The sequence below is a fragment of the Sinomicrobium kalidii genome (assembly GCF_021183825.1).
GTDB lineage: Bacteria > Bacteroidota > Bacteroidia > Flavobacteriales > Flavobacteriaceae > Sinomicrobium > Sinomicrobium kalidii.
In genome coordinates this window covers 3,606,572-3,627,734 of record NZ_CP089211.1, presented here as the reverse complement: position 1 = coordinate 3,627,734, position 21,163 = coordinate 3,606,572, and the positions used below count along the sequence as shown (strand labels likewise).

At 49.1% G+C, this 21,163-nt stretch carries 12 protein-coding genes; 9 read left to right on the top strand and 3 right to left on the bottom strand.

Features of this window, described 5'->3' with window-relative positions; translation table 11 throughout:
* Positions 1 to 315 precede the first annotated feature (315 nt).
* The 5 genes from LS482_RS14640 to LS482_RS14620 all read left to right on the top strand — a co-directional run bounded on the left by LS482_RS14640 (position 316) and on the right by LS482_RS14620 (position 9,546).
* Entirely contained in the window at positions 316 to 1,746 is a 1,431-nt protein-coding gene (locus LS482_RS14640; RefSeq protein ID WP_233028261.1) for a sugar porter family MFS transporter, read from the top strand.
* 130 nt (positions 1,747 to 1,876) lie between these two features.
* Positions 1,877 to 3,484 (top strand): glycoside hydrolase family 32 protein, encoded by a 1,608-nt coding sequence (locus LS482_RS14635; protein WP_233028259.1) that lies wholly within the window; start codon positions 1,877 to 1,879, stop codon positions 3,482 to 3,484.
* Between the two features lie 95 nt (positions 3,485 to 3,579).
* Positions 3,580 to 6,729, top strand: coding sequence for a SusC/RagA family TonB-linked outer membrane protein (locus tag LS482_RS14630; protein ID WP_233028258.1), 3,150 nt, complete (start codon positions 3,580 to 3,582; stop codon positions 6,727 to 6,729).
* Positions 6,730 to 6,782: 53 nt separating this feature from the next.
* Entirely contained in the window at positions 6,783 to 8,501 is a 1,719-nt protein-coding gene (locus LS482_RS14625) for a RagB/SusD family nutrient uptake outer membrane protein (protein WP_233028257.1), read from the top strand.
* Positions 8,502 to 8,622: 121 nt separating this feature from the next.
* The gene (locus LS482_RS14620) at positions 8,623 to 9,546 is read left to right on the top strand and encodes a carbohydrate kinase family protein (RefSeq protein ID WP_233028256.1); all 924 of its coding nucleotides are present in this window, start codon (positions 8,623 to 8,625) and stop codon (positions 9,544 to 9,546) included.
* An 82-nt stretch (positions 9,547 to 9,628) separates the two neighbouring features.
* On the opposite strand, the gene LS482_RS14615 is transcribed toward LS482_RS14620, so the two are convergent.
* Complete coding sequence (locus LS482_RS14615; protein WP_233028255.1) at positions 9,629 to 10,561, bottom strand: LysR family transcriptional regulator; 933 nt, start codon at positions 10,559 to 10,561, stop codon at positions 9,629 to 9,631.
* Positions 10,562 to 10,661: 100 nt separating this feature from the next.
* On the opposite strand from LS482_RS14615, the gene LS482_RS14610 reads away from it, so the two are divergent.
* The 4 genes from LS482_RS14610 (at position 10,662) to LS482_RS14595 (ending at position 15,092) form a co-directional block, all read left to right on the top strand.
* Positions 10,662 to 11,267, top strand: coding sequence for an NAD(P)H-dependent oxidoreductase (locus LS482_RS14610; protein ID WP_233028254.1), 606 nt, complete (start codon positions 10,662 to 10,664; stop codon positions 11,265 to 11,267).
* Between the two features lie 32 nt (positions 11,268 to 11,299).
* Positions 11,300 to 12,469: an MFS transporter gene (locus LS482_RS14605; protein ID WP_233028253.1), complete on the top strand. Its 1,170-nt coding sequence runs from the start codon at positions 11,300 to 11,302 to the stop codon at positions 12,467 to 12,469.
* 157 nt (positions 12,470 to 12,626) lie between these two features.
* Positions 12,627 to 13,775 carry an alkene reductase gene (locus LS482_RS14600; protein WP_233028252.1) on the top strand — a complete coding sequence of 383 codons (1,149 nt, stop codon included), beginning with the start codon at positions 12,627 to 12,629 and terminating at the stop codon, positions 13,773 to 13,775.
* A 12-nt stretch (positions 13,776 to 13,787) separates the two neighbouring features.
* Complete coding sequence (locus tag LS482_RS14595) at positions 13,788 to 15,092, top strand: serine hydrolase domain-containing protein (RefSeq protein WP_233028251.1); 1,305 nt, start codon at positions 13,788 to 13,790, stop codon at positions 15,090 to 15,092.
* A 103-nt stretch (positions 15,093 to 15,195) separates the two neighbouring features.
* On the opposite strand, the gene LS482_RS14590 is transcribed toward LS482_RS14595, so the two are convergent.
* Both LS482_RS14590 and LS482_RS14585 read right to left on the bottom strand, forming a co-directional pair.
* Positions 15,196 to 18,600 (bottom strand): PA14 domain-containing protein, encoded by a 3,405-nt coding sequence (locus LS482_RS14590; protein WP_233028250.1) that lies wholly within the window; start codon positions 18,598 to 18,600, stop codon positions 15,196 to 15,198.
* Between the two features lie 92 nt (positions 18,601 to 18,692).
* The gene (locus LS482_RS14585; protein WP_233028249.1) at positions 18,693 to 21,143 is read right to left on the bottom strand and encodes a glutaminase family protein; all 2,451 of its coding nucleotides are present in this window, start codon (positions 21,141 to 21,143) and stop codon (positions 18,693 to 18,695) included.
* Positions 21,144 to 21,163: the final 20 nt, after the last annotated feature.

Genomic DNA, 21,163 nt, shown 5'->3' with positions numbered 1-21,163 from the left:
ACCGCGATAATATTCCCGTACCCGGAACCGGACATAAAATTGAAAACATTGACCTGTCACGATTCTGAATCGTATTTTATGGAGAATCCATATCCTTAACCCGGTATAAAACCATGTAACCTCAGTATAATTTATGTTACCTGAGTGTAACTATATCGTTGTAGTGTATTATTATCGAAAAATAAAACCACTGATTTGCAATAAGTTAAAAAAAACAAAGCCCTAAAAATGCAAAAACGAAATAAATTGCAACATCATTAAACATAAACCCTGTTTTTTAAGAATAATTTAGCATTCATCGTAATTAATTATAAGATGAATAAAATTGTTTTTTGGTCGGTTACGGCCGCACTGGCCGGTTTTTTGTTCGGGTTTGATACCGTGGTAATTTCAGGAGCGGACAGGCAATTACAATTATTATGGAATTCGTCCGATGCCTTTCACGGTTCCGTGGTTATGGCCATGGCCCTGTGGGGTACGGTCATAGGTGCTTTGTTCGGAGGAATCCCCACTAACAGAATAGGAAGGAAAAACACCCTTCTTTTGATCGGGGGACTTTACCTGGTCTCTTCCCTCGGGTCTGCCCTAGCCAATGATCCTTATACTTTTGCCTTTTTCCGGTTTATCGGGGGGCTGGGTGTAGGAGCATCGACCATTGCAGCTCCGGCCTATGTATCGGAAATAGCACCGGCCGGAAAACGGGGAAGACTGGTATCACTGTACCAGTTTAATATCGTGTTGGGAATACTCATCGCTTTCGTATCCAATTATTTACTCAGCGACATCGGTCCCCGTTCCTGGCGATGGATGATGGGCGTGGAAGCCCTCCCCGCCCTGGTATATCTCATTTTCGCATTCAATCTTCCCCAAAGCCCGAGATGGCTCATTTCCAAAAACCGGATCGAAAGCGCCAAAGCAGTATTAAAACTTATCAATCCCGCGAAGAATACGGAACACCTGATAGAAAAAATCCGAACGGGCTCCGGAACAGCGCAGAGCGGGGAAACCATATTCATGAAAAAATACAGGTTCCCCCTGATCCTCGCTTTCCTCATCGCCCTGTTCAACCAGTTGTCGGGCATCAATGCCTTTTTGTATTATGCTCCGCGGATATTCGAAGAAGCCGGACTGGCACAGAATACCGCCCTGTTGAGCAGTGTGGGTATAGGTGTGGTGAACCTGCTGTTTACCCTTCTGGGAGTGATGCTTATAGACAGATTGGGCAGAAAGACCTTAATGTTGTACGGTTCTTTCGGTTATATCCTGTCTCTTTCCATGGTAACCGCCGCTTTTTATTTTGACTGGGGCGGAATTTCCGTACCTCTCTCCCTTTTCGTATTCATCGCGTCGCACGCCGTGGGCCAAGGAGCTGTTATCTGGGTGTACATCTCGGAAATATTTCCCAATCACCTCAGACCGGCAGGGCAAGCGTTCGGTTCTTCCGTACACTGGATACTTGCCGCCGTTATCCCTTCCCTTATCCCCATGCTTTTCGGTGCTGTGGGCGCCTGGCCCGTGTTTTTGTTCTTTACGGTAATGATGGCCCTGCAACTCCTTTTCGTATGGTTTGTTATGCCGGAAACCAAGGGGATTTCACTGGAGGATATACAGGCCCGGTTAAAGATTTCGGGGAGCCGGTCTGAAGTCAAAAGTCAAAAGTCAAAAGTCAGAAGTCTGAAGCCCGAAGTCCGAAGCCGGAAATTTGAGGTGCCGGAGGATCGGGTGATCCGGGAACTGAATGAGTAATACTGGAGGGACACCTCCCTGTGTCCCCCCTCAAGGGGGGAGCAGTAATGCCTATTAAAAAAGATATAACTCCCCCCTTGAGGGGGGCTGGGGGGGGTAAAAACTATAAACCATAAATCAATCAATTCCAATGAAGAATACAGTAATTACCAAAACAGCTGCACTTCCTGTTCTCCTGTTCCTTCTGATCGCCTGCGGTCAGAACAGCGGGAAAAAGGAGGCATCGGCCCCGGACAGCCCGGTCGCCGGGGAGGAAGAACACTACAGGCCGAATTTTCATTTCACTCCCGAAGAAAAGTGGATGAACGACCCGAACGGCATGTTTTACTACAACGGATATTATCACCTGTTCTTTCAGCACTACCCGGACTCCACGGTCTGGGGCCCCATGCATTGGGGACACGCCGTGAGTACCGACCTGCTGAACTGGAAAGAACTCCCCATAGCACTCTATCCAGGGGAAGAAGGATATATCTTTTCGGGAAGTGCGGTGGTAGACCATGACAATACTTCCGGGCTCAGTGACGGCAGAACGCCCCCGGTAGTGGCCATGTACACCATTCACGATCCGAAAAAAAGGGACAACGACCAGATTGATGTGGAAACCCAGGGTATTGCCTACAGCACGGACGAAGGCATGACCTGGACCAAATACGCAAACAACCCGGTAATAGAAAACCCCGGAATACGTGATTTTCGCGACCCGAAGGTGGTACGCGATACCCTTCGCAACCAGTGGGTCATGGTTCTCGCTGCCCAGGACCGGGCCAAATTTTACCGTTCCGATAATCTCAAAGACTGGGAATTCCTCTCGGATTTCGGAACGGATACCGGTGCTCACGGCGGTGTATGGGAATGCCCGGACTTTTTCCCGATGACCGTTGAAGAGACAGGCGAAACCAAATGGGTACTGATCCAGAGCCTGAACCCCGGCGGGCCCAACGGCGGTTCTGCTACCCAGTATTTTGTCGGGGATTTTGACGGCACCACTTTTACCCCCGATCCCGGATTTGAAGCGGAACTCAATAAAAGAAAAGCATTCTGGATAGACTATGGCAGGGACAACTACGCCGGGGTTACCTGGTCCGGAGTACCGGACAGTAACGGCAGAAAGCTTTTTATCGGCTGGATGTCCAACTGGGAATATGCCCAACAGGTGCCTACCACAACCTGGCGGAGCGCCATGACCCTCCCCAGGGAACTGCAACTCATTAAAAGCGGGACTACCTATCAACTGTCCTCACGCCCCATCCGGGAATTGAAAGACTTCCGGACCAAAGCCATTAAAAAACAGGACATCGCCCTGGACAGCCCTTTTGTATATCACACTGAAGACGGTCCGGTGCTTAACAATACCGAGATTGCACTGAACCTCAAAGGAATCGGAAAAAGCACCTGTACGTTCCGGCTGTACAATGCAAAGGGAGATACGCTTTCCTTCGGGCTGAATAATGCCAAAAGGGAATTCTTTATAAACAGGGCAAAAGCCGGGCAAACGGATTTTTCAGAAAAATTTGCCGGAAAAACTGCTGTGGCTCCCCGTTTTTCCACTTCGGATGCCCTTGATATACACATTGTACTGGACAAGACCTCTATCGAAATCTTTTACGATAACGGTACGGTTGTAATGACGGAAATATTCTTTCCCGAAGCTCCTTTTGAAACCCTTAGCCTTACTACCGACACTTCGGGTGTCACAGCGAAAGCAATAGCTATTCACGAACTAAAATTCAATTAACCGGAAAACCAAAACGAATGTAAGACGGTGGGAAGTCGGAAGCGATATTCTGCCTCCTTCGGACCTCCGCCCTCAAAAACAAACAAATGAAAACTATGAAACGATTATTATGTTGCCTTTTGCTGCTGGCACAAGGCTACCTGTTCGCACAGGAAATTAAGGTAAGCGGTACGGTAACCTCTTCGGAGGACGGACTTCCCCTGCCCGGGGCTTCCATCCTGGTACAGGGTACCACCAAAGGGACCGTGACCGATTTTGACGGAAACTACAGCCTGGACAATATCTCTCCGGATGCCGTACTGGTATTCAGTTACGTGGGCTTTGTAGCACAGGAGGTCCCGGTAAACGGGCGAACGCAGGTAAATGTTGCCCTGGACACGGACTCTCAACAGTTGGACGAAGTAATCATTGTAGGCTATACCAAAGAACGAAAAGTGGAGATGACCGGGGCCATTTCCGTGGTGGACCTGGCTCCCCTGGAAGGGCAAAGTATGAGCTCCGGGAACACCATGCAGGCTCTGCAGGGCCGTGTACCCGGCCTGTTCGTGGAAAAAACGGGCGATCCCACCGGAACCAGCAACCGTATCCTTATCCGCGGGGTGAGTACCCTGGGCGACAACAATCCCCTTTATGTCATAGACGGTGTGCCCACGATACGCCCTGAGGTATTTGCCGGGATCAATCCCAGCACCATAGAATCCGTGCAGGTACTCAAGGATGCCTCGGCCTCTTCGGTATACGGGGCACGGGCCGCTAACGGTGTTATCGTGGTCAGTACCAAGAACCGCACGAGGGGCGACGGCGAAAAATTCAGCGTAAGTATCAATTCCAATATTTCGGTACTTTCCGAAAAAAAGCAACGCTATGACATGCTCAACGCACAGCAAAGAGGGGAAGCCCTCTGGCGTGCCTCGGTAAACGACGGTGCCGATCCCAACAATGCCTACGGGGAAATATACGATTTTGACTGGAACGGTAATTTCAGTAACCCGGCACTCAATAATGTTACGGTACAACCCTATGTGGGCGGGGACACGAATGTCCCGGCAGGCGATACGGACTGGCAGAAGGAAACCTATGAAACCGGTTATGTGTATAACAACGACGTCAGCATCTCCGGAGGTACGGACAAATCGTTCATGCTGCTGAACCTCGGGTATCTGAAAAACACCGGAATACTGAAATATACCGGCTACGAACGCTATTCAGCCAGGTTCAACGGGAATGTCAAACTCTTTAATGACAAAGTAAGGGTAGGTATGAACACCCAGTTCTTCACTTCCAATGAAACCCTGGCCTCTCCCGATGTAGGGAGCGCACCCACGCCCGGACTTGCCATTACCCTGGCACCTACCATTCCCGTATTTACCGGTACCGGGGAATATGCGGGACCTCTCGGGTCCGGATACTCCGACAGGAACAACCCTGTATACATGCAGTATATCAACCGGTGGGATAATACCGAAAGAACCACGCTCTTCGGAAACGTATTCGCCGAGATCGATCTTTTAAAGAACCTGACCTTCCGGATGTCCCTGGGAATAGATCACAACCGTTTTCACAGAAAAGACATTGAAACCACGGTAGCGAACGGGTTTATAACCAGGAGCACCAACAAGCTGACCCATGATACCAACGAATACACCAGCCTGACCTTTAGCAATACGCTGAACTACAACCTCGAACTGGGTGACCACAGGATCGGAGTATTGTTGGGTACCGAAGCCATAAAGACCGACCTGAATTCCATTGTTTCCTCTGCCCAGGGCTTCGCCATAGAAACCGAGGATTATTTTACGCTCGGTGCCGCTTCCGGAAGCCGTACCACCGACGGTTCTTCGACGGGAAGCAGGCTGTGGTCAATGTTCGGAAAGGTCAATTATGCCTTTGCCGATAAATACCTGGCCTCCTTTACCCTGCGAAGGGATGGTTCGTCCCGCTTCGGCGAAGACAACAGGTACGGGTACTTTCCTGCCGTAACTGCCGGATGGCGAATCAACCGCGAAAATTTCCTGAAGGAAAGCAATTTGATATCCGACCTTAAAATCCGGGCCGGTTACGGGGAAGTGGGCAACCAGTCGATCGGTGATGTGGCCCGTTTCGGATTGTACGAAGCCCGGTACGGCCCCAATCAAAACGTGTATGTTCCGGACTTTTTCAACATATACTACAACGTGGGAACAGCCTACGACCTCAATGGCAATAACACCGGAAACCTGCCCTCCGGCTTTGTTTCCATCCAGGCGGCCAACAGCGGACTGCGCTGGGAAGAGACCCGGGAAGTAAACGTGGGACTCGATTTCGGGCTGCTCCAAAACAAGATCGCCGGTTCTTTTGACTACTTTGTAAGAAATACGGAAGGGATTTTGATACAACCTCCGGTGGCTTCCGTTCTGGGTGAAGGAAGACAGCGTTTTTTGAACGGGGCTTCCACCCGTACCAAGGGATGGGAATTGTCGCTCGCCTATTCCGATACTTACGAGAATGGCCTGTACTTCGCCGTATCTACCAATTTCGGGGCATTTAAGGACAAAATAACCGAGCTCCCCGAGGAAGTAAGAACAGCCTATCCCGGAACTGCCGATAATTCCATCATCGGGCATTCCCAGTTTTCCATCTTCGGATATAAAACGGACGGCTTGTTCCAAAGCCAGGAGGAAGTGGACGCACATGCCACACAGGTAGGCGCCCGCCCGGGAGGGATCAGGTTTGCGGACCTCAACGAAGACGGTATTATCAATGCCGACGACCGCGATTTCCTCGGCACCACGCTGCCCGACCTGGAATACGGCATCCGTATTGATCTGAAATACAAACACTTTGACTTCTCGGTATTCGGTTCCGGTGTAACGGGGCGTGTTGGCCTCGACCCATATATCTTCTGGAACAATTTTGTTCAGGGCCGGGAAAATGCCGGGCTGGGCGTCCTCAATGCCTGGACCCCCGAAAATACCGATACAGACATCCCTTCCCTGTCGCTCGTAAACAATGACACCCAGGATTCCGATTACCTGTATCGGAATAATTCGTATTTCAAGCTTCGGAATGCGCAATTAGGGTACAATTTCCCAAAAGAACTGATAGAAAAGTGGGGCGGAATGACCAATCTACGGTTTTATGTACAAGGGGAAAACCTGTTCTGGATCACCCCGAACGGTTATATAGGCGCCGATCCGGAAAGAACGGATGTCAATGCCATTCCCGTACCGACAACCCTTTCACTCGGAGTTAACATCGGTTTTTAAAATGTATTCGCCATGTTTCCTCCGTTCATATACATAACTGAAAATCAAATATTATGAAAGCAATTCACACCACATATCTACTCCTGGCAGGCACATTATTACTGTTTGTGTCCTGTGGCAAGGAATTTCTGGAATACGACCCCAAAGGACAGGTATCCGAGGAGGATATTGCTACCGCAGAAAATACCGAAAGCCTGGTAACGGCAGCCTATGCCGGCATTACCAATGATGAGATGATAGGTCCCCTTACCCATATGTGGGTATACGGCAGTGTACGTTCTGACGACGCTTATAAAGGCGGCGGCGGAAGGAGCGATGTTCCCGTAATAGATCATTATGAACAATACAATCTCACCCAGGCCGATGACGGTGACTGGATGGCCCCGCGTACATGGACCAATTTCTACAAAGCCATTTCACGGGCCAATTTTGCCCTGTCGGTGATCGGGGAATTCTCTGAAGACGAGTTTCCGTTAAAAACCACCCGTATGGCCGAACTCCGGTTTTTGAGGGGGCACTCTCATTTTATGCTCAAACTGCTGTTCAAAAAGGTCCCCTACATTACGGAAGGACTCAGCGATGAGGAACTCCTGGAAATTTCCAATGATGTGGAGAACGACGAACTCTGGAACAAAATTGCCGAAGATTTCCTGTTCGCCTACGAAAACCTCCCGGAAGAACAGGACCAGCCCGGACGTGCAGACAAAAGTGCAGCTGCTGCCTATCTTGCCAAGCTGAGGCTCTACCAGGCCTACGAGCAGGATGAAAATCACAGGGTTATCAACATCAACACTTCCCGGCTGGAAGAAGTTATCACCTATGCCGATGCCGTATCGGGCAGCCTCGAACCCGATTTTGCCAACAATTTCCTCGATGGTCACGATAACGGCCCCGAATCCGTATGGGCCGCACAGTTCTCCATCAATGACGGTACCGAAGTGGGCAGGGTAAGTTTTGTTACCGGCTTAAATTCTCCGCACGGGACTTCCCTCTATGGTTGCTGCGGATTTCACCTGCCGAGCCAGAATATGGTCAACGCCTTTAAAACGGATGGGGACGGTCTCCCGCTATTAAATGATTTCAATACTTCGGATATGACAAATACCGAAGATTTTATCAACATAGACCCCCGCCTGGACCATACTATCGGTGTGCCCGGCAGGCCGTTCAAATACAGGAATACCATAAACGAAGACGGTGACATGATCTACAGTGCCAGCTGGGCCAGGGACCCCGGAGTATACGGCTTCTTCGGGAACATGAAAGAGCAACAGGCGCCGGATTGTTCCTGTTATATAAAGGAAGGACCTTTTGTAGGGACTTCCAAGAACGTCGATTTTATACGCTATGCGGACGTATTGCTCTTTAAAGCCGAAGCCCTGATACAGTTGGACAGGTATAACGAGGCCGTTCCCATCATCAACCGGATACGGGAAAGGGCCGCGGCAAGTACTTCCCGTCCGCTGGAGGCCGGGGCCACTGATATCTACAATATAGGCCTGTATACTTCTTTCGCTTCCAAAGCGGAAGCCTTAGAGGCATTGAAGTTCGAAAGAAGGCTGGAATTTGCCATGGAAGGGCACCGTTTCTTTGACCTGGTGCGCTGGGGGGAAGCAGCCGAAGTATTGAATGCCTACCTGGAAGAAGAAAAGACAAAACGGGATTTCCTGGCCAATGCCCGGTTTACCGCCGGCAGGGATGAATATTATCCCATTCCGCAACGGGAAATTGATTTTACAGGCGGATTGTACAAACAAAATCCGGGGTATTGATAAAAGTCTCAGGTCTCAAATGTCATTCTGAGCGAAGCGAAGAATCTCATTTGGGACTTGAATATTGATTCTTTTTCGTAATTTGTAATGGCAAGCTGCCGGAAACAATAAAAAAACAAGCATGAATAAAGAAGAAAAACTCCGGGTCATATCATACGGAGAAGTATTATGGGACTGCTTCCCCGGTCACAAAAATATAGGCGGTGCTCCGCTCAACGTAGCTTTGCGGATGCAATCCCTGGGATGCGATGTCAGTATAATAAGCTGTATCGGAAAGGACGAAGACGGGGAAAAAATAAAAACTTATCTCGAAGAACACGGGGTGAACACTTCCGGTATTGCAGAAAACACACAATATCAAACGGGAACAGTGGACGTAACGCTGAATGACCGCGGGTCTGCCACCTATGAGATCACTTATCCCTCGGCCTGGGACAAGATCCCTTTTACCGAAACTGCCGGACAACTTGTCTCAGCTTCCGACCTGATCGTGTACGGAAGCCTGGCCTGCCGGGATGAAGTGTCTCAAAGCACTTTGCACCGGCTGCTCTCCAACCACAATATACATAAGGTCTTTGATGCCAACCTCCGCTATCCGCATTACACCATTGAAACCGTTAAGCCCCTGATGGAAAAGGCGGATTTTATAAAATTCAACGACGATGAACTTTACGAGATCGCCGAAGCCATCGGATCACCTTATAAGTCCATGGAGCAAAATATGGAATACATTGCCGGAAAAACAGCTACCCCGTCCATATGCGTCACCAAGGGAAGACACGGAGCCGTGTTGCTGCAAAACGGAAAACTGTACTATAACAGCGGGTATAATATCACGGTAAAAGATACGGTAGGTGCGGGCGATTCTTTTCTTGCCGCATTGCTTACCCACCTGTTTCACTTTAAATCATCCCCGCAGAAAGCCGTTAACTTTGCCTGTGCCATGGGTGCCATGGTAGCGGAAAGCAAAGGGGCGAATCCGGTAATAGACCAGACAGCCATCAAAAACCTGATGACGGGGAAAAGCGAGGTAAAAGCTACATAAAAACACATTCCGGGTGTCTGGAAGAAGATATCGGCCCTGATCATACTTCTCAGACATCCGGTTTTATAATTGACTTCCTGTTTTACCCGGAAACATTCTCCACTTCCGCAGGAGAATAAGAAGGCATCTTTTTTTCGAAAATATCTTCGATACATTTTATTTCCTCTGCGTAAATGGTCTTTTTACGCATGGCAAAATAAAGCGTGTTTTCTATACTGACATTTCCCTCCCAAAGCAACTTTATATTCCCCTTTTCAATTTCATCACGGCATAAAAAATCCGGCAATACGGCAAGCCCTTTTGCCCGGCTCAGGCAACGTACAATGGAGGTTTTGTTCGGCACGATATAATTGCACTTAAAATCGGGGTGTTTGTTAAAGTTCGTGTTCCAGAACTTTCGCAGGTTTTCCATATCTCCCGTAGTCCCGTACCAGGTCCGTTGCTTCAACCATTCCCGTATACCATTGAAGTCCTGTGCTTCCAGCAGCTCATCAAAACCGGTTACATCAGTATCCCGGCCCGCAACCAGTACGATCTTCTCTTTGGAAAAGGCCCTGTATTCCACATTCTTGTCCGATCCTTTCCGGGAACTTATCACCAGGTCGAGTATGCCCTTGTCCAGGTCGGTCAGGGCATCCTTGTATTCCACAAATTTTATGATCACATCAAAAGGCAATGTGGAAATATAGGGTTCTACGGTATACTGAAAAGTTTCCATACACATCCCCACACTGATAGTGGGCTTGTCCTTTTCCGTGCTTTTCCGGAAACACTGTTCGGCATCTTCCAGCTTGGCGATGGCTTCCTTGATATGATTGTACAACACTTTTCCCCGTTCCGTGGGTACCATTTTACGCGAAGAACGATCAAACAACTTGTATCCCGTATAGGATTCCAGTGAACTCAGGTGCAGGCTTACTCCCGGCTGGGAAGCATAAAGTGCCTGTGCCGCCCCGGTAAGGGTGCCCGTTTCATAAATTGCCTTGAACGTCCTGTACCATTCCAGATTAACCATTGCTATACTATTATAATTATGATACAAATATATGATTTATATTATTTTAATAATACATGTGGTGCCATTAATTTTGTCCTGTACTTAAAAAAACATACTTATGAAAAAGATATTCATTATTAACGGCGGGCAAAAATTCGCACAATCCGGGGGCCGGTTCAACGAAACCCTCGCCGATATTACCCTTGATTTCTTTCAAAACAAGAAAGGGTTTGAGGTAAAGACCACCAACATTAATGAAAGTTACAGCCCGAAAGAAGAAGCTAAAAAATTTGTTTGGGCCGATGTGATCATCTACCACATGCCCATATGGTGGTTTCAGGTTCCCTTCGGGTTAAAGGAATACATAGACCACGTTTTTATACCGGGAGAGATATACACCGGTGATGGCCGTTCTTCTGTAAATCCGGCTGTCAATTACGGTACGGGAGGGTTGCTTAAAGGAAAAAAATATATGGTGACTACCAGCTGGAACGCTCCCCGGGAAGCTTTTACCCTGCCCGGAGAATTTTTTCAGCAAAAAAGTGTGGATGAAGGTATCCTGTTCGGCTTTCACCGGATGAATGCTTTTATAGGCCTCGAACCGCTGGAAAGCATTCACTTTCACGACATTGTCAAAAACGGCGATGTGGAAAGGGATATGACAACGTACAGGACGCATCTCGATAAAATATTCTCCCCGGTACTGTCCGGACAAAGCGTATAGTAAAATAACATAACCCGCTAACTGGTTGTTCTATGAAAAAAAGTTTGTTATCACTTGCATTGGGGGGCCTCGGCATCGGGGTAACCGAATTCACCATAATGGGGATGCTGCCCGATGTTGCGCGGGACCTCGATATTTCCATTCCCGTAGCCGGCTACCTCATCTCGGCTTATGCGCTCGGGGTAGTTGTGGGTGCTCCGTTATTGGTGATCAGCATGGACCGGTTTTCTCCTACCAAAACCTTAATCCTCCTGATGGTCTTGTTCACCGTATTTAACGGATTGTCTATCATAGCCCCCGACTACGAACTCTTACTGGCATCGCGGTTTGTTTCCGGTTTGCCACACGGTGCCTTTTTCGGGGTGGGTTCTGTCGTAGCCAGCCGGTTGGCCGACAAGGGCAGGGAAGCCCGTGCGGTTGCCATCATGTTTTCGGGACTTACCGTTGCCAATCTGCTCGGTGTTCCGTTGGGAACCTATATCGGGCATCACTTTTCCTGGCGTTATACCTTTTTACTGATTGCACTTATCGGTCTGGTTACCATACTGGCATTAAAGGTGTGGATGCCCAAAATGGAAGCCCGGAAAAATACAGGTAATCCGTGGAAAGACTTTTCCATATTCCGCAACGGCAATGTCTGGTTTATGGTGCTCATATTTTCGGTGGCTCCCGGTGCCCTTTTTGCATGGATAAGCTACATTGCCCCTCTGATGACGGAAGTATCGGGCATCGCCGAAAAACACCTCCCGTACATTATGGTGCTCGCGGGGTTCGGGATGTTTGCGGGCAACCTGATCGGCGGGAAACTCTCGGATGCCTTTTCCCCTTCGGCTACCGTTATCGCCATACTGGGGTTCCAGATCGTGTGTATGGTCCTCATTTATTATACGGCCTTTCATCCGTGGGCCTCACTGACCATGACCTTCCTTACCGGGGTGGCTACCTTTGCCATTGTTCCGCCGCTTACCGTGTTACTGCTCAATTCGGTGAAGAGCGATGCGGAAATGCTGGTCGCGTCCCTTGGCCCGGCCTGTTTTAACATTGCCAATGCTTTAGGGGCTTTCCTGGGTGGGATTCCCATAGACAAGGGCTATGGCTACACTTCACCGGAATGGGTCGGGGTTGCCATGGCTGCTGCCGGTATTGCCATTTCCCTGCTGTACCTCAGACGGAACAAAAAGTTAAAGTATACAGGGGAATAATAACGAATATCGAAAGATGAACGTTGAAGGCAGAAGTTTTAAATATCCCTCTGTTTGTTTATGGTTTCATCACTCCCTGATCCAGCGGTTCAATGTTCAATATACACCATCCGAAAAATACAAATAAAAAATATCCGTTTTAAAAAAACATATTCCCATGAAATACATAGAAGTCTCTCTTTTTAAAGGGCACAAACTGGGGCCTTACAATACCAAAAACAGGATCGTTATGCCCCCCATGACCCGGTCCAGGGCAGCTAAAGGTGAAGTTGCCACCGATCTTATGGCGGAATATTACAGCCAGAGAGCATCAGCAGGACTTATTATCACCGAAGGCACACAAATAAGCAAACAGGGACAGGGCTATGCCTGGACTCCGGGCATATATACCGAAGCGCAGGTTGAAGGCTGGAAAAAGACAACCCGGGCCGTACACCGGGCCAACGGGCTCATTTTCGCACAGTTGTGGCATGTAGGCCGCGTTTCCCATACTTCCCTGCAACCCGGTAATAATGCTCCCGTATCTTCTTCTCCCCTCGTAGCACAAGGTGTTAAGGTATTTATCGATCCTCAGAACAAAGGTGCCGAAAGTGGTATCGGAGAAATGGTTCAGCATTCAATACCGAGAGCCCTCACCATTCCGGAGATCGAGGACATCATACAGGACTATGTAAAGGCTGCCCGAAATGCTGTAAAAGCGGGTTTTGACGGTGTGGAACTCCACGGTGCCAACGGTTACCTTATCAACCAGTTTATCGATTCGCAGGCCAATACGCGGACAGATATTTACGGAGGTTCCCCGGAAAACCGGCTCCGGTTCCTCGACGAAGTTACACAAGCCGTAGCCAGCGCCATAGGAAAAGAAAAAACAGGTGTTCGCCTGGCCCCGCTGACCACCCTTCAGGGTGCAGTGGACGACAAACCGGAAGAAACCTATACCGCCGCGGCAAAAATGCTGAACAAAAGAGGGATTGCCTATATACATATTGCGGAGGCCGACTGGGAGGATGCACCGTTAATGCCGTTGTCTTTCAAGAAAGCACTTCGCAGGGTATTTTCGGGGACAATGATCTATTCCGGGAAGTATACCCGGGAAAAAGCAGATACAGCACTTGCCGAAGGATGGGCGGACATGATCGGTTTCGGCCGGCCGTTTATCGCCAACCCCGACCTCCCCTACCGCCTGGAACACGATATTCCTTTAACCACAGGAGATCCGGAAACCTATTTCGGCGGGAATTCAAAGGGGTATACAGACTATCCTTTTGTAAAAGATCTGTCTGAAAAAACAATACAAACTTCTTAATATTTTGAAATCATGAAAAACACCCGAATAAATACCTTCGGATTTTATATAGCAATTCCCTTTCTTATCCTTTTTTGTACAGTAAATACATCTGTCGCACAGGAAAGAAGCCAGGCTTTTGATACCGAACGCCTGGCACAGATCGATTCTTTTATGAATCGTCATATCATGGACAAACACATTCCGGGAGCGTCGGCCCTTGTTATACGCAATGGCAGGATAGTCTACAATAAGGCTTTCGGTTATGCCGACGTGGAATCCGGAAAGAAAATGCGAACGGACGATATATTCCGGATCGCTTCGCAAAGCAAAGCCATTACCAGTTTGGCCGTAATGATGCTCTGGGAGGAGGGAAAATTTTTGCTGGACGACCCGGTTGCCATGTACATCCCGGCATACGGGAACATGAAAGTCCTGGATATTTATAACGAAAAGGATACGACTTACACTACCGTTCCGGCCAACAGGCAAATTACAATAAGGGACCTCTTACGGCATACTTCCGGGATTGCCTACCCTGCTGTTTTCAGTGATAAACGGATGTGGGCCATTTATGAAAAGGCGGGGATTCCCAGTGGTATCGGGTCGGGCAAAGCCACTTTAAAGGAAAAAATGGAATTGCTGGCCACGCTTCCGTTACAACATCAGCCCGGGGAAGCCTTTACTTACGGGATCAATACCGATCTGCTGGGGTATCTCGTTGAACTGTGGAGCGGACAACCTTTCGACCTGTTCCTGCAAAATAGGGTATTCGATCCGCTGGAAATGACCGACACCTATTTTTACATTCCGAAGGAAAAGCAATCCCGGCTGGTTACTTTATACGAAAGTACGGCTGACGGACTGGAAAAAGTAGATCACCCCATTTACGAAGGTGTCGATCCCCTGTTTCCCAATCGAAAAGGCACTTATTTCTCGGGAGGTGCGGGACTGAGTTCGACAACGGCAGATTATGCCAGATTCCTGTCCCTTTTCCTCAATAAGGGTGTTTACAAGGGCAAAAGGTTGCTTAGCCGGAAAACTGTAGAACTTATGCTCACCAATCAACTGACTGACAAAATGCGTATTTCCCCCTATCCGCCGCAACCGGAAGACTTCCGGTTCGGACTGGGCTTTGCACTGGAAACGGAAAAGAACGATTATCTTTCCCCTTTCAGTATCGGAACCTTCAGCTGGGGCGGTGCTTTTAACACACATTACTGGGCAGATCCTGAAGAAAACCTCATCGGGATTCTTTTCACACAGGAGTACCTCTCGCCCTACTGGCGCATAGGAGATGAATTTGAGACACTCACTTACCAGGCCATAGCGGAGTAAAGCACAAAAAACTGCCTTCGGCCGCCCATAACCGGGTTTTGAAGGCAGTTCAGCATGCATGAAGACTCCGGGTTCAAAGCAGCTTTTAAAGGAATTTCAGCTCCTATTCCTTTATAAAGTGCTTTGTTCTTTCTGTTCCGTTGATGTAATACCGGATAATGTACTGTCCTCTTTTCAGTTTTGAAATATCTAAGGACTCATTTGATCTGACAGTGATTACAGGCATCACCCTGCGTCCTGACATATCATAAATGGTAACTTCAGCTTTCCGGGAATCAAATTGCAAACGCAATTCACCGGAGGAAGGGTTCGGGTATAGCACGGCATTACCTTCGTATTGTGCTGCTTCTTTTGCCCGGACGGTAACGGTTTGTCCGTCGGAATACAGTTGGTTCCGGGGTATGATCTCCTTAGGCTGGGCATCACCGGACCACCGGAGCCTGCAGTTGGCTCCGCCGTAATTTTCAAAATATTCCAGTTTGATGTCATACTGTTGTCCGGCTTTCAGGGTGATGGTTCCCGAATATTCCACATCCCAGTCGTCTATCCAGGCATCGATGACAAGCCTGCCGTCTATCCAGAGCCTTCTGCCGTTATCGCTGGTGATATAGAATGTGTATTCGCCCGAGTACCGCGGTTCTATTTTTCCCGTCCATCGCACGGAATAATCATCCGTATCCACACCTTTACCGGGTGCCCCTTCACCCCAGTCAAAATCGATCTTCGGATCTATCCTGGAAAAGACAAGGGAATCGAATTCCATCCCGTTGAAGTAATTACCTGTGAGCCCGTCGCCGTTACCTACGGGGGGAGCGGAGATCAATTCCCATTTTGCGGAAGCCTGGCCGCTATCGGTATATTGTACCACATTGGCTTCCGGGGCCGTACGCTCTCCTTCTACGGCGATGACCTTACCACTGAGTACGGAAATGAACTTGTAATACTGATCGTTCACGGGAACAGCAATAAACTGCTGGTTCAACGCTTCATAATTCGTCCGTTGCCGGATATTGGCATTATCTTCCGTACTCGACTGTTCCACATCAAGGCATTTGGCACTGTGATACGCGGTTATGGTATATATGCCGTTTCCGAGATGTTTGAGGTTAAATTTCTGGTTGGCCCGGTTGTTCTCGTGCCAGAGCTGTATATTCACCCCATCGGAAACTCCGCCCAGACCTCCCCTTACATCCAGGAATAAGCCACTGTTTATATTCTTCAGGGAATAGGTCCCCTCCAGTTCCGTATCACCATCGGCTACCACTTTAAGGGAGCTTACCTTATCTTTCCAGTTACCGAAACAGCCCCGGTTTGAAGTGATCGTTTTGGAGGTGCCTTCAAAATTGTCGTTTTCATATAGTATGACCTTATAGCCTTTGGCAATTTTAAGGCATGCTATTTCATTATCCCCGAACCCCTTTAACTCCAGGTCGGCAAGCTTATATTCACCTATGGGCAGGCCGGCATGAAAGCCTTTAAAACCGCAATGTTCATAAAATGTTACCGGGCCTTCGGAAACATCCGGTCGGCTATAGAGTTGTCCCCTTGGAACAATTTCCCGCATCTGGGAGCTACTTTCCCATTCCAGGTGGCAAAAGGCATCGCCGTTACCTTCGGCATATTCCAGTGAAATGTTGTATTTCTCCCCGGCATTCAGGGTTACGGTACCGCTCCGGGTATAAGCACCCTGTGTTTCATAGTCGTCGATAAGTACCTGCCCGTTTACCGTGAGTTTCACCCCGTCATCAGAATAGACATAAAAGGTATACTCCTCATTGTAAAGCGGCTGTACCTTCCCCGACCATTTTACCGAAAAGCGATTAGTTCCGAGCCGGGCCTCATCGGGAGAGCCCGTTGCCCAGTCAAAATCGACAGTACCGTCAGTCTTGGTGTATTTGAGCTCATCCCGGTGATATCCGTCATAATATTCACCCCTGAGACCGGTTCCGGTACCAACAGGCAATCCCCCGAGATTCTTTCGTACAAGCCATACAAACTCATCAGGTGCCACTACCCGTACATTGGGGCCCAGGCGTTCAATACAATCCAGCACATCATCCACCCCTCTTGACCATACGTGAACGGGGATCAGGCTGTAACCGTCTTCGGAATAAATATCGGTAGAGGCCTGGTTGAGTTGTGTGGCCAGCGATCGGGGAGAGGACAATGTGCCCCAAAGGGTGTATCTTCCGCCTATGGACGGTTTCCCATTGTACCAGTCTATTTCTCCCTGCCTCCCGGTATAGTTGGCTCCGTAACTGTAATAGAACAGGGCATCTATATTGTCCTGTTTGAGATAAGCGGAAGGATCATTGTCACTGTCGTCCGCATCGATGATGTTTACAATGCGCAGATCCGCCCGCTTCATGTAGTTGTTCAGCAAATTGCATTCTTCCTCGAGATCGGCATCGGGATAACGACCGGGCAGATGATATCCTCTTCCGGAAGGTCCTGCAATAAGGACATTCCTGCCTTCGGGTGTGGTAAGTGCATTGTCTACATATTTCTCATACACTATGGGCGCCAGTTCCGCGAGTGCGGGAGAGATGGTCCATCCCAAATTGACCCGGCCCCGGTTGGGATTATTCCAGCTTGAGGGACTGTCGTGCGAACCGAGAAGCCATTGTACGTTATCGCCATCGGATATGACAAAGCATACCGTATGTACATCCGGCACCACCTCAAAAGCCTTTTCGGGATCTTTTTGCCGGAAAGTCTTCCTGACCGGGGGGATATTGGTCAATGTCGACATGTTCGGGGCCCAGTCTGACGGGTGTATCACCCCGGAATGCAGGGACAGTTGCTCCACGGTCTCGTATTCTCCGGCTCCCCAGCCGAAGTAAGTGGCTCCCTTGTTCATACGCTTGTATACACTGTCGGCCAGTGTTCCCGTGGCCGAATCATCCCAGAACTGGAATGCCCCTGTAAATGTACTGTAGTCCGCCAGATGGTTGACCCGGTCGTCAGAACTCTGCTGATAGGAGGCCATCGTACGGCTGAACAGGTCGCCATAGTTGGCGAGTACCCACGATTCGTCCTTTTCGCGTACATCGAGCAGACGTGTTAATCCCGCGTCTATGGCGGTTTGTTCTATATCTTCGGGAATGGCCACGGCATTCATCACCCCGGCCAGGGAAATGGCCGCATTGGTGGACCTGTCTTTCGGGTGACACAGAATGTAGCCGTCCAGTTTGCCGGAGAAACGGGTCAGTAAACCGGGAAAATCGGTATAGTAGGTATCGTCTATCGTTATCCCCGCCTTTTCCACCAGTTCCCGGTGGCCATGGGTATCCCGCAAAATTTCGGGCTTATCCCTGGCGATGACGCCCATAAGTGTTTGTAAGGCTATCCGTTCAGAGGGGGAATAGTTCTCCGAAGTAAGGAACAAACGGTCGGGTACTGCCGAAAAGGGATAGGGGCTGCCTTCTACACGGGGTATGGTCTGTGCTCCTGCATAAAGGATGGATAAGATCCCGGCAAGGAGGCTGTAAAGCAGTTTTCTTTTCATGCTAAGGTCTTAGTTGGGTTAAACACTAAATTTCAGGGCAAAAAGGTGATAAAAGCTGTCACAAGCCCGGAGACTTGCAACAGTAATACGGATTACTTATTTTTCCATTTTTCTTCCAGCAGTTTTATAAAATAACCACCTACGACACTCCTGGCCTGGAATCCCCTGACGTCGCCGCTGGAGGTGAAATGCCAGTCGCTCATGGGCACCCGGTCTTTTGTTTGGGTGGCAAAATCATAAACCGGATCGGCCAGCGCTTTAAACCCGGCTTCGGAATCAGCCAAAGTAGCGGTCCAGAGTATCCAGTCAGATTTAGTATAGTCCGACCTGTTATCGAGGGGCAGGCCGTATTTGTTCTGTTTTTTCAGGTAGTAGGCTATTTCCTTCCTGTAGACTTCACGGGGGAACAGATCGAGATCGAGTACCTTGTCCCACACCAGGTTGTATTTCTGGCTCCAGGTATTGCTGTCATCAAAGGTCAATGCATAATGATCCCCGGCATCGGCCAGGTCCATCCACTTTTTGGTCATTCCTCTGGCCATTGTGGTATATTTTTCGGCGACGTCCTTATACCCCAACTGATCGGCAAGGTATCCGTAGCATCCGAGGGCCACAATGGCTTTTACGGAAAGGTTGGCATTTCTGGCCAGGTGCCCGGCAAAATCATCCGTACACAACTGGTTACCGGGATCAAATCCTTTATCGGCGAGGTAATTGGCCCAGGTGGTCAGGGTTTTCCAGTGTTTCTTTGCATAACCGGCATTGCCTTCGGCCCTTGCAATGGCAGCTGTGAGTATGATCATGTTCCCGGATTCCTCTACCGGCATGGGTTCGCCGTATACCACCCCGTTCGCCTTCGGATATGTTCCTATATCGTGTGCCGGAAAAGGCTCGTCATACCTGCCGCTTTCCGTATAATAGAAAATCCCGGTGAGCATGCCTTCCATTAGCTTCGGATTGTACATGAGGTAAAGCGGGGCTGACGGGTAGGTTACATCTACAGTATTGATACATCCGTTACTGAAATTCTCCTTGGAGAGGAACAGCAATTCTCCGTCCGGGCTTTCCACCAGTTTATGTGCGGCAATACTCTGACGGTAACCGATCTCACATATTCCGGCATATTTTTCGCCGCCAGCGGCTACGGCCTTTGCATGCAGATCACGGTCAAAATCCCGGCATTTCCCGATTACCTCTTCATATTCCGCATAGGCCTTGTCCAGTTCGCCCCGAATGGTGTTATTACCATCCCTGTTCCACCAGGGGCGCAGGTTTTGTTCGAAGTACTGTATGGAATAGATGTCGTCATACCCCAGCAATATCAGGTGTTCCTTTTCCGAAGTGATCTCTTCCTCCGGGAAAACGGTATTCAACATCAGTTGTTTTCCTTCCTTCACGGAATTTTCGGTCACCTTACCTGATATGAAATGTTCCGTGGCTTCGGTCCCGGATGATACATTCTGTACAGTTCCCGCCGCCTCAGGAGCGGCTACATACATATATCCCCAGTCGATACGAAGGTTGTCTCCCTTTTTCTCCAGGACAGGTTGTTCTACGGTCCCGGCTTTGAGCAGGGATAAGCTTTCCGTAGCGGATTTTTCAGCAGTCATCAACTGCCCCGGTACATTAGATGCCAGAGCGGAAGACGCCCCGAAATAGACCTGTACCTTATGGGATTTACCGTCTTTGGGAGTGGTTTTTACGGAAATATAGGACACAGGACGGGCAAAAAGGTCGAGATCATCCATCAGTAAGGGGGAAGTAAAGGTGAGGTCTACGTCTACCGGTCCGCATTCCAGCGTATAGGTAGTTTGTGTGGCCGAAAGGTTTACGGCCTTCTGTTGCGCCGCAACGGCTTTGTCCTTTGGTTCGATTTTCTCTGCAATTCCGGCATCCAGCCATTGCCCTCCTGCGGTATTCCGCACATGAACGGCCATTACGTTTCCTTTTTTCTTCAGTTTTTTACGAATCCTGTCGGGAATTTCATAGTATTCGGATTCGTTGTTCCAGCATTCACATTCATATACCATGTCGCCATTGATATATACTTTTACATTATCGTCATGATGAAGCTTTAACAGGATCTCACCGGACGGAACCTCAGCCAGGTCAAATGATCGCCTGTACCACAGGTCATTACTTTTCCAGGAGGTCCCGGCCTGATCATTGTCGCCGAAAGGAGCAGGCGCCGAGGTCCAGTCCGAATCGTCATACGTTGTCTTTTCCCAGCCTTTTCCCGGGTCAGTTTCCGTGACTTTGGCTTTATAGCCCTCACTGTCCGAAGCCGGAAGTACATCCCCGTAGTTTATGCCTTCCTTCCCGAGAAAACGATAGGTTTTGCCGTCTACTTTTATAAGTCCGAGCAATGACTGGTCTGTACCTGTCCAGTGTTTTGCGGGCGATGCATTGACCGCATCGGTAAAGGACCAGATGCTGAAATAAGGGTCGTGTGTTACCAGGGGATACGCCGGGGCCTGTCTTTCCTGGCCGTAGCCTGCCTGGCTGATAAGAATTGCGGATATTATTCCGAGTAATTTTTTCATGATGGGTATTGGGTTAATGA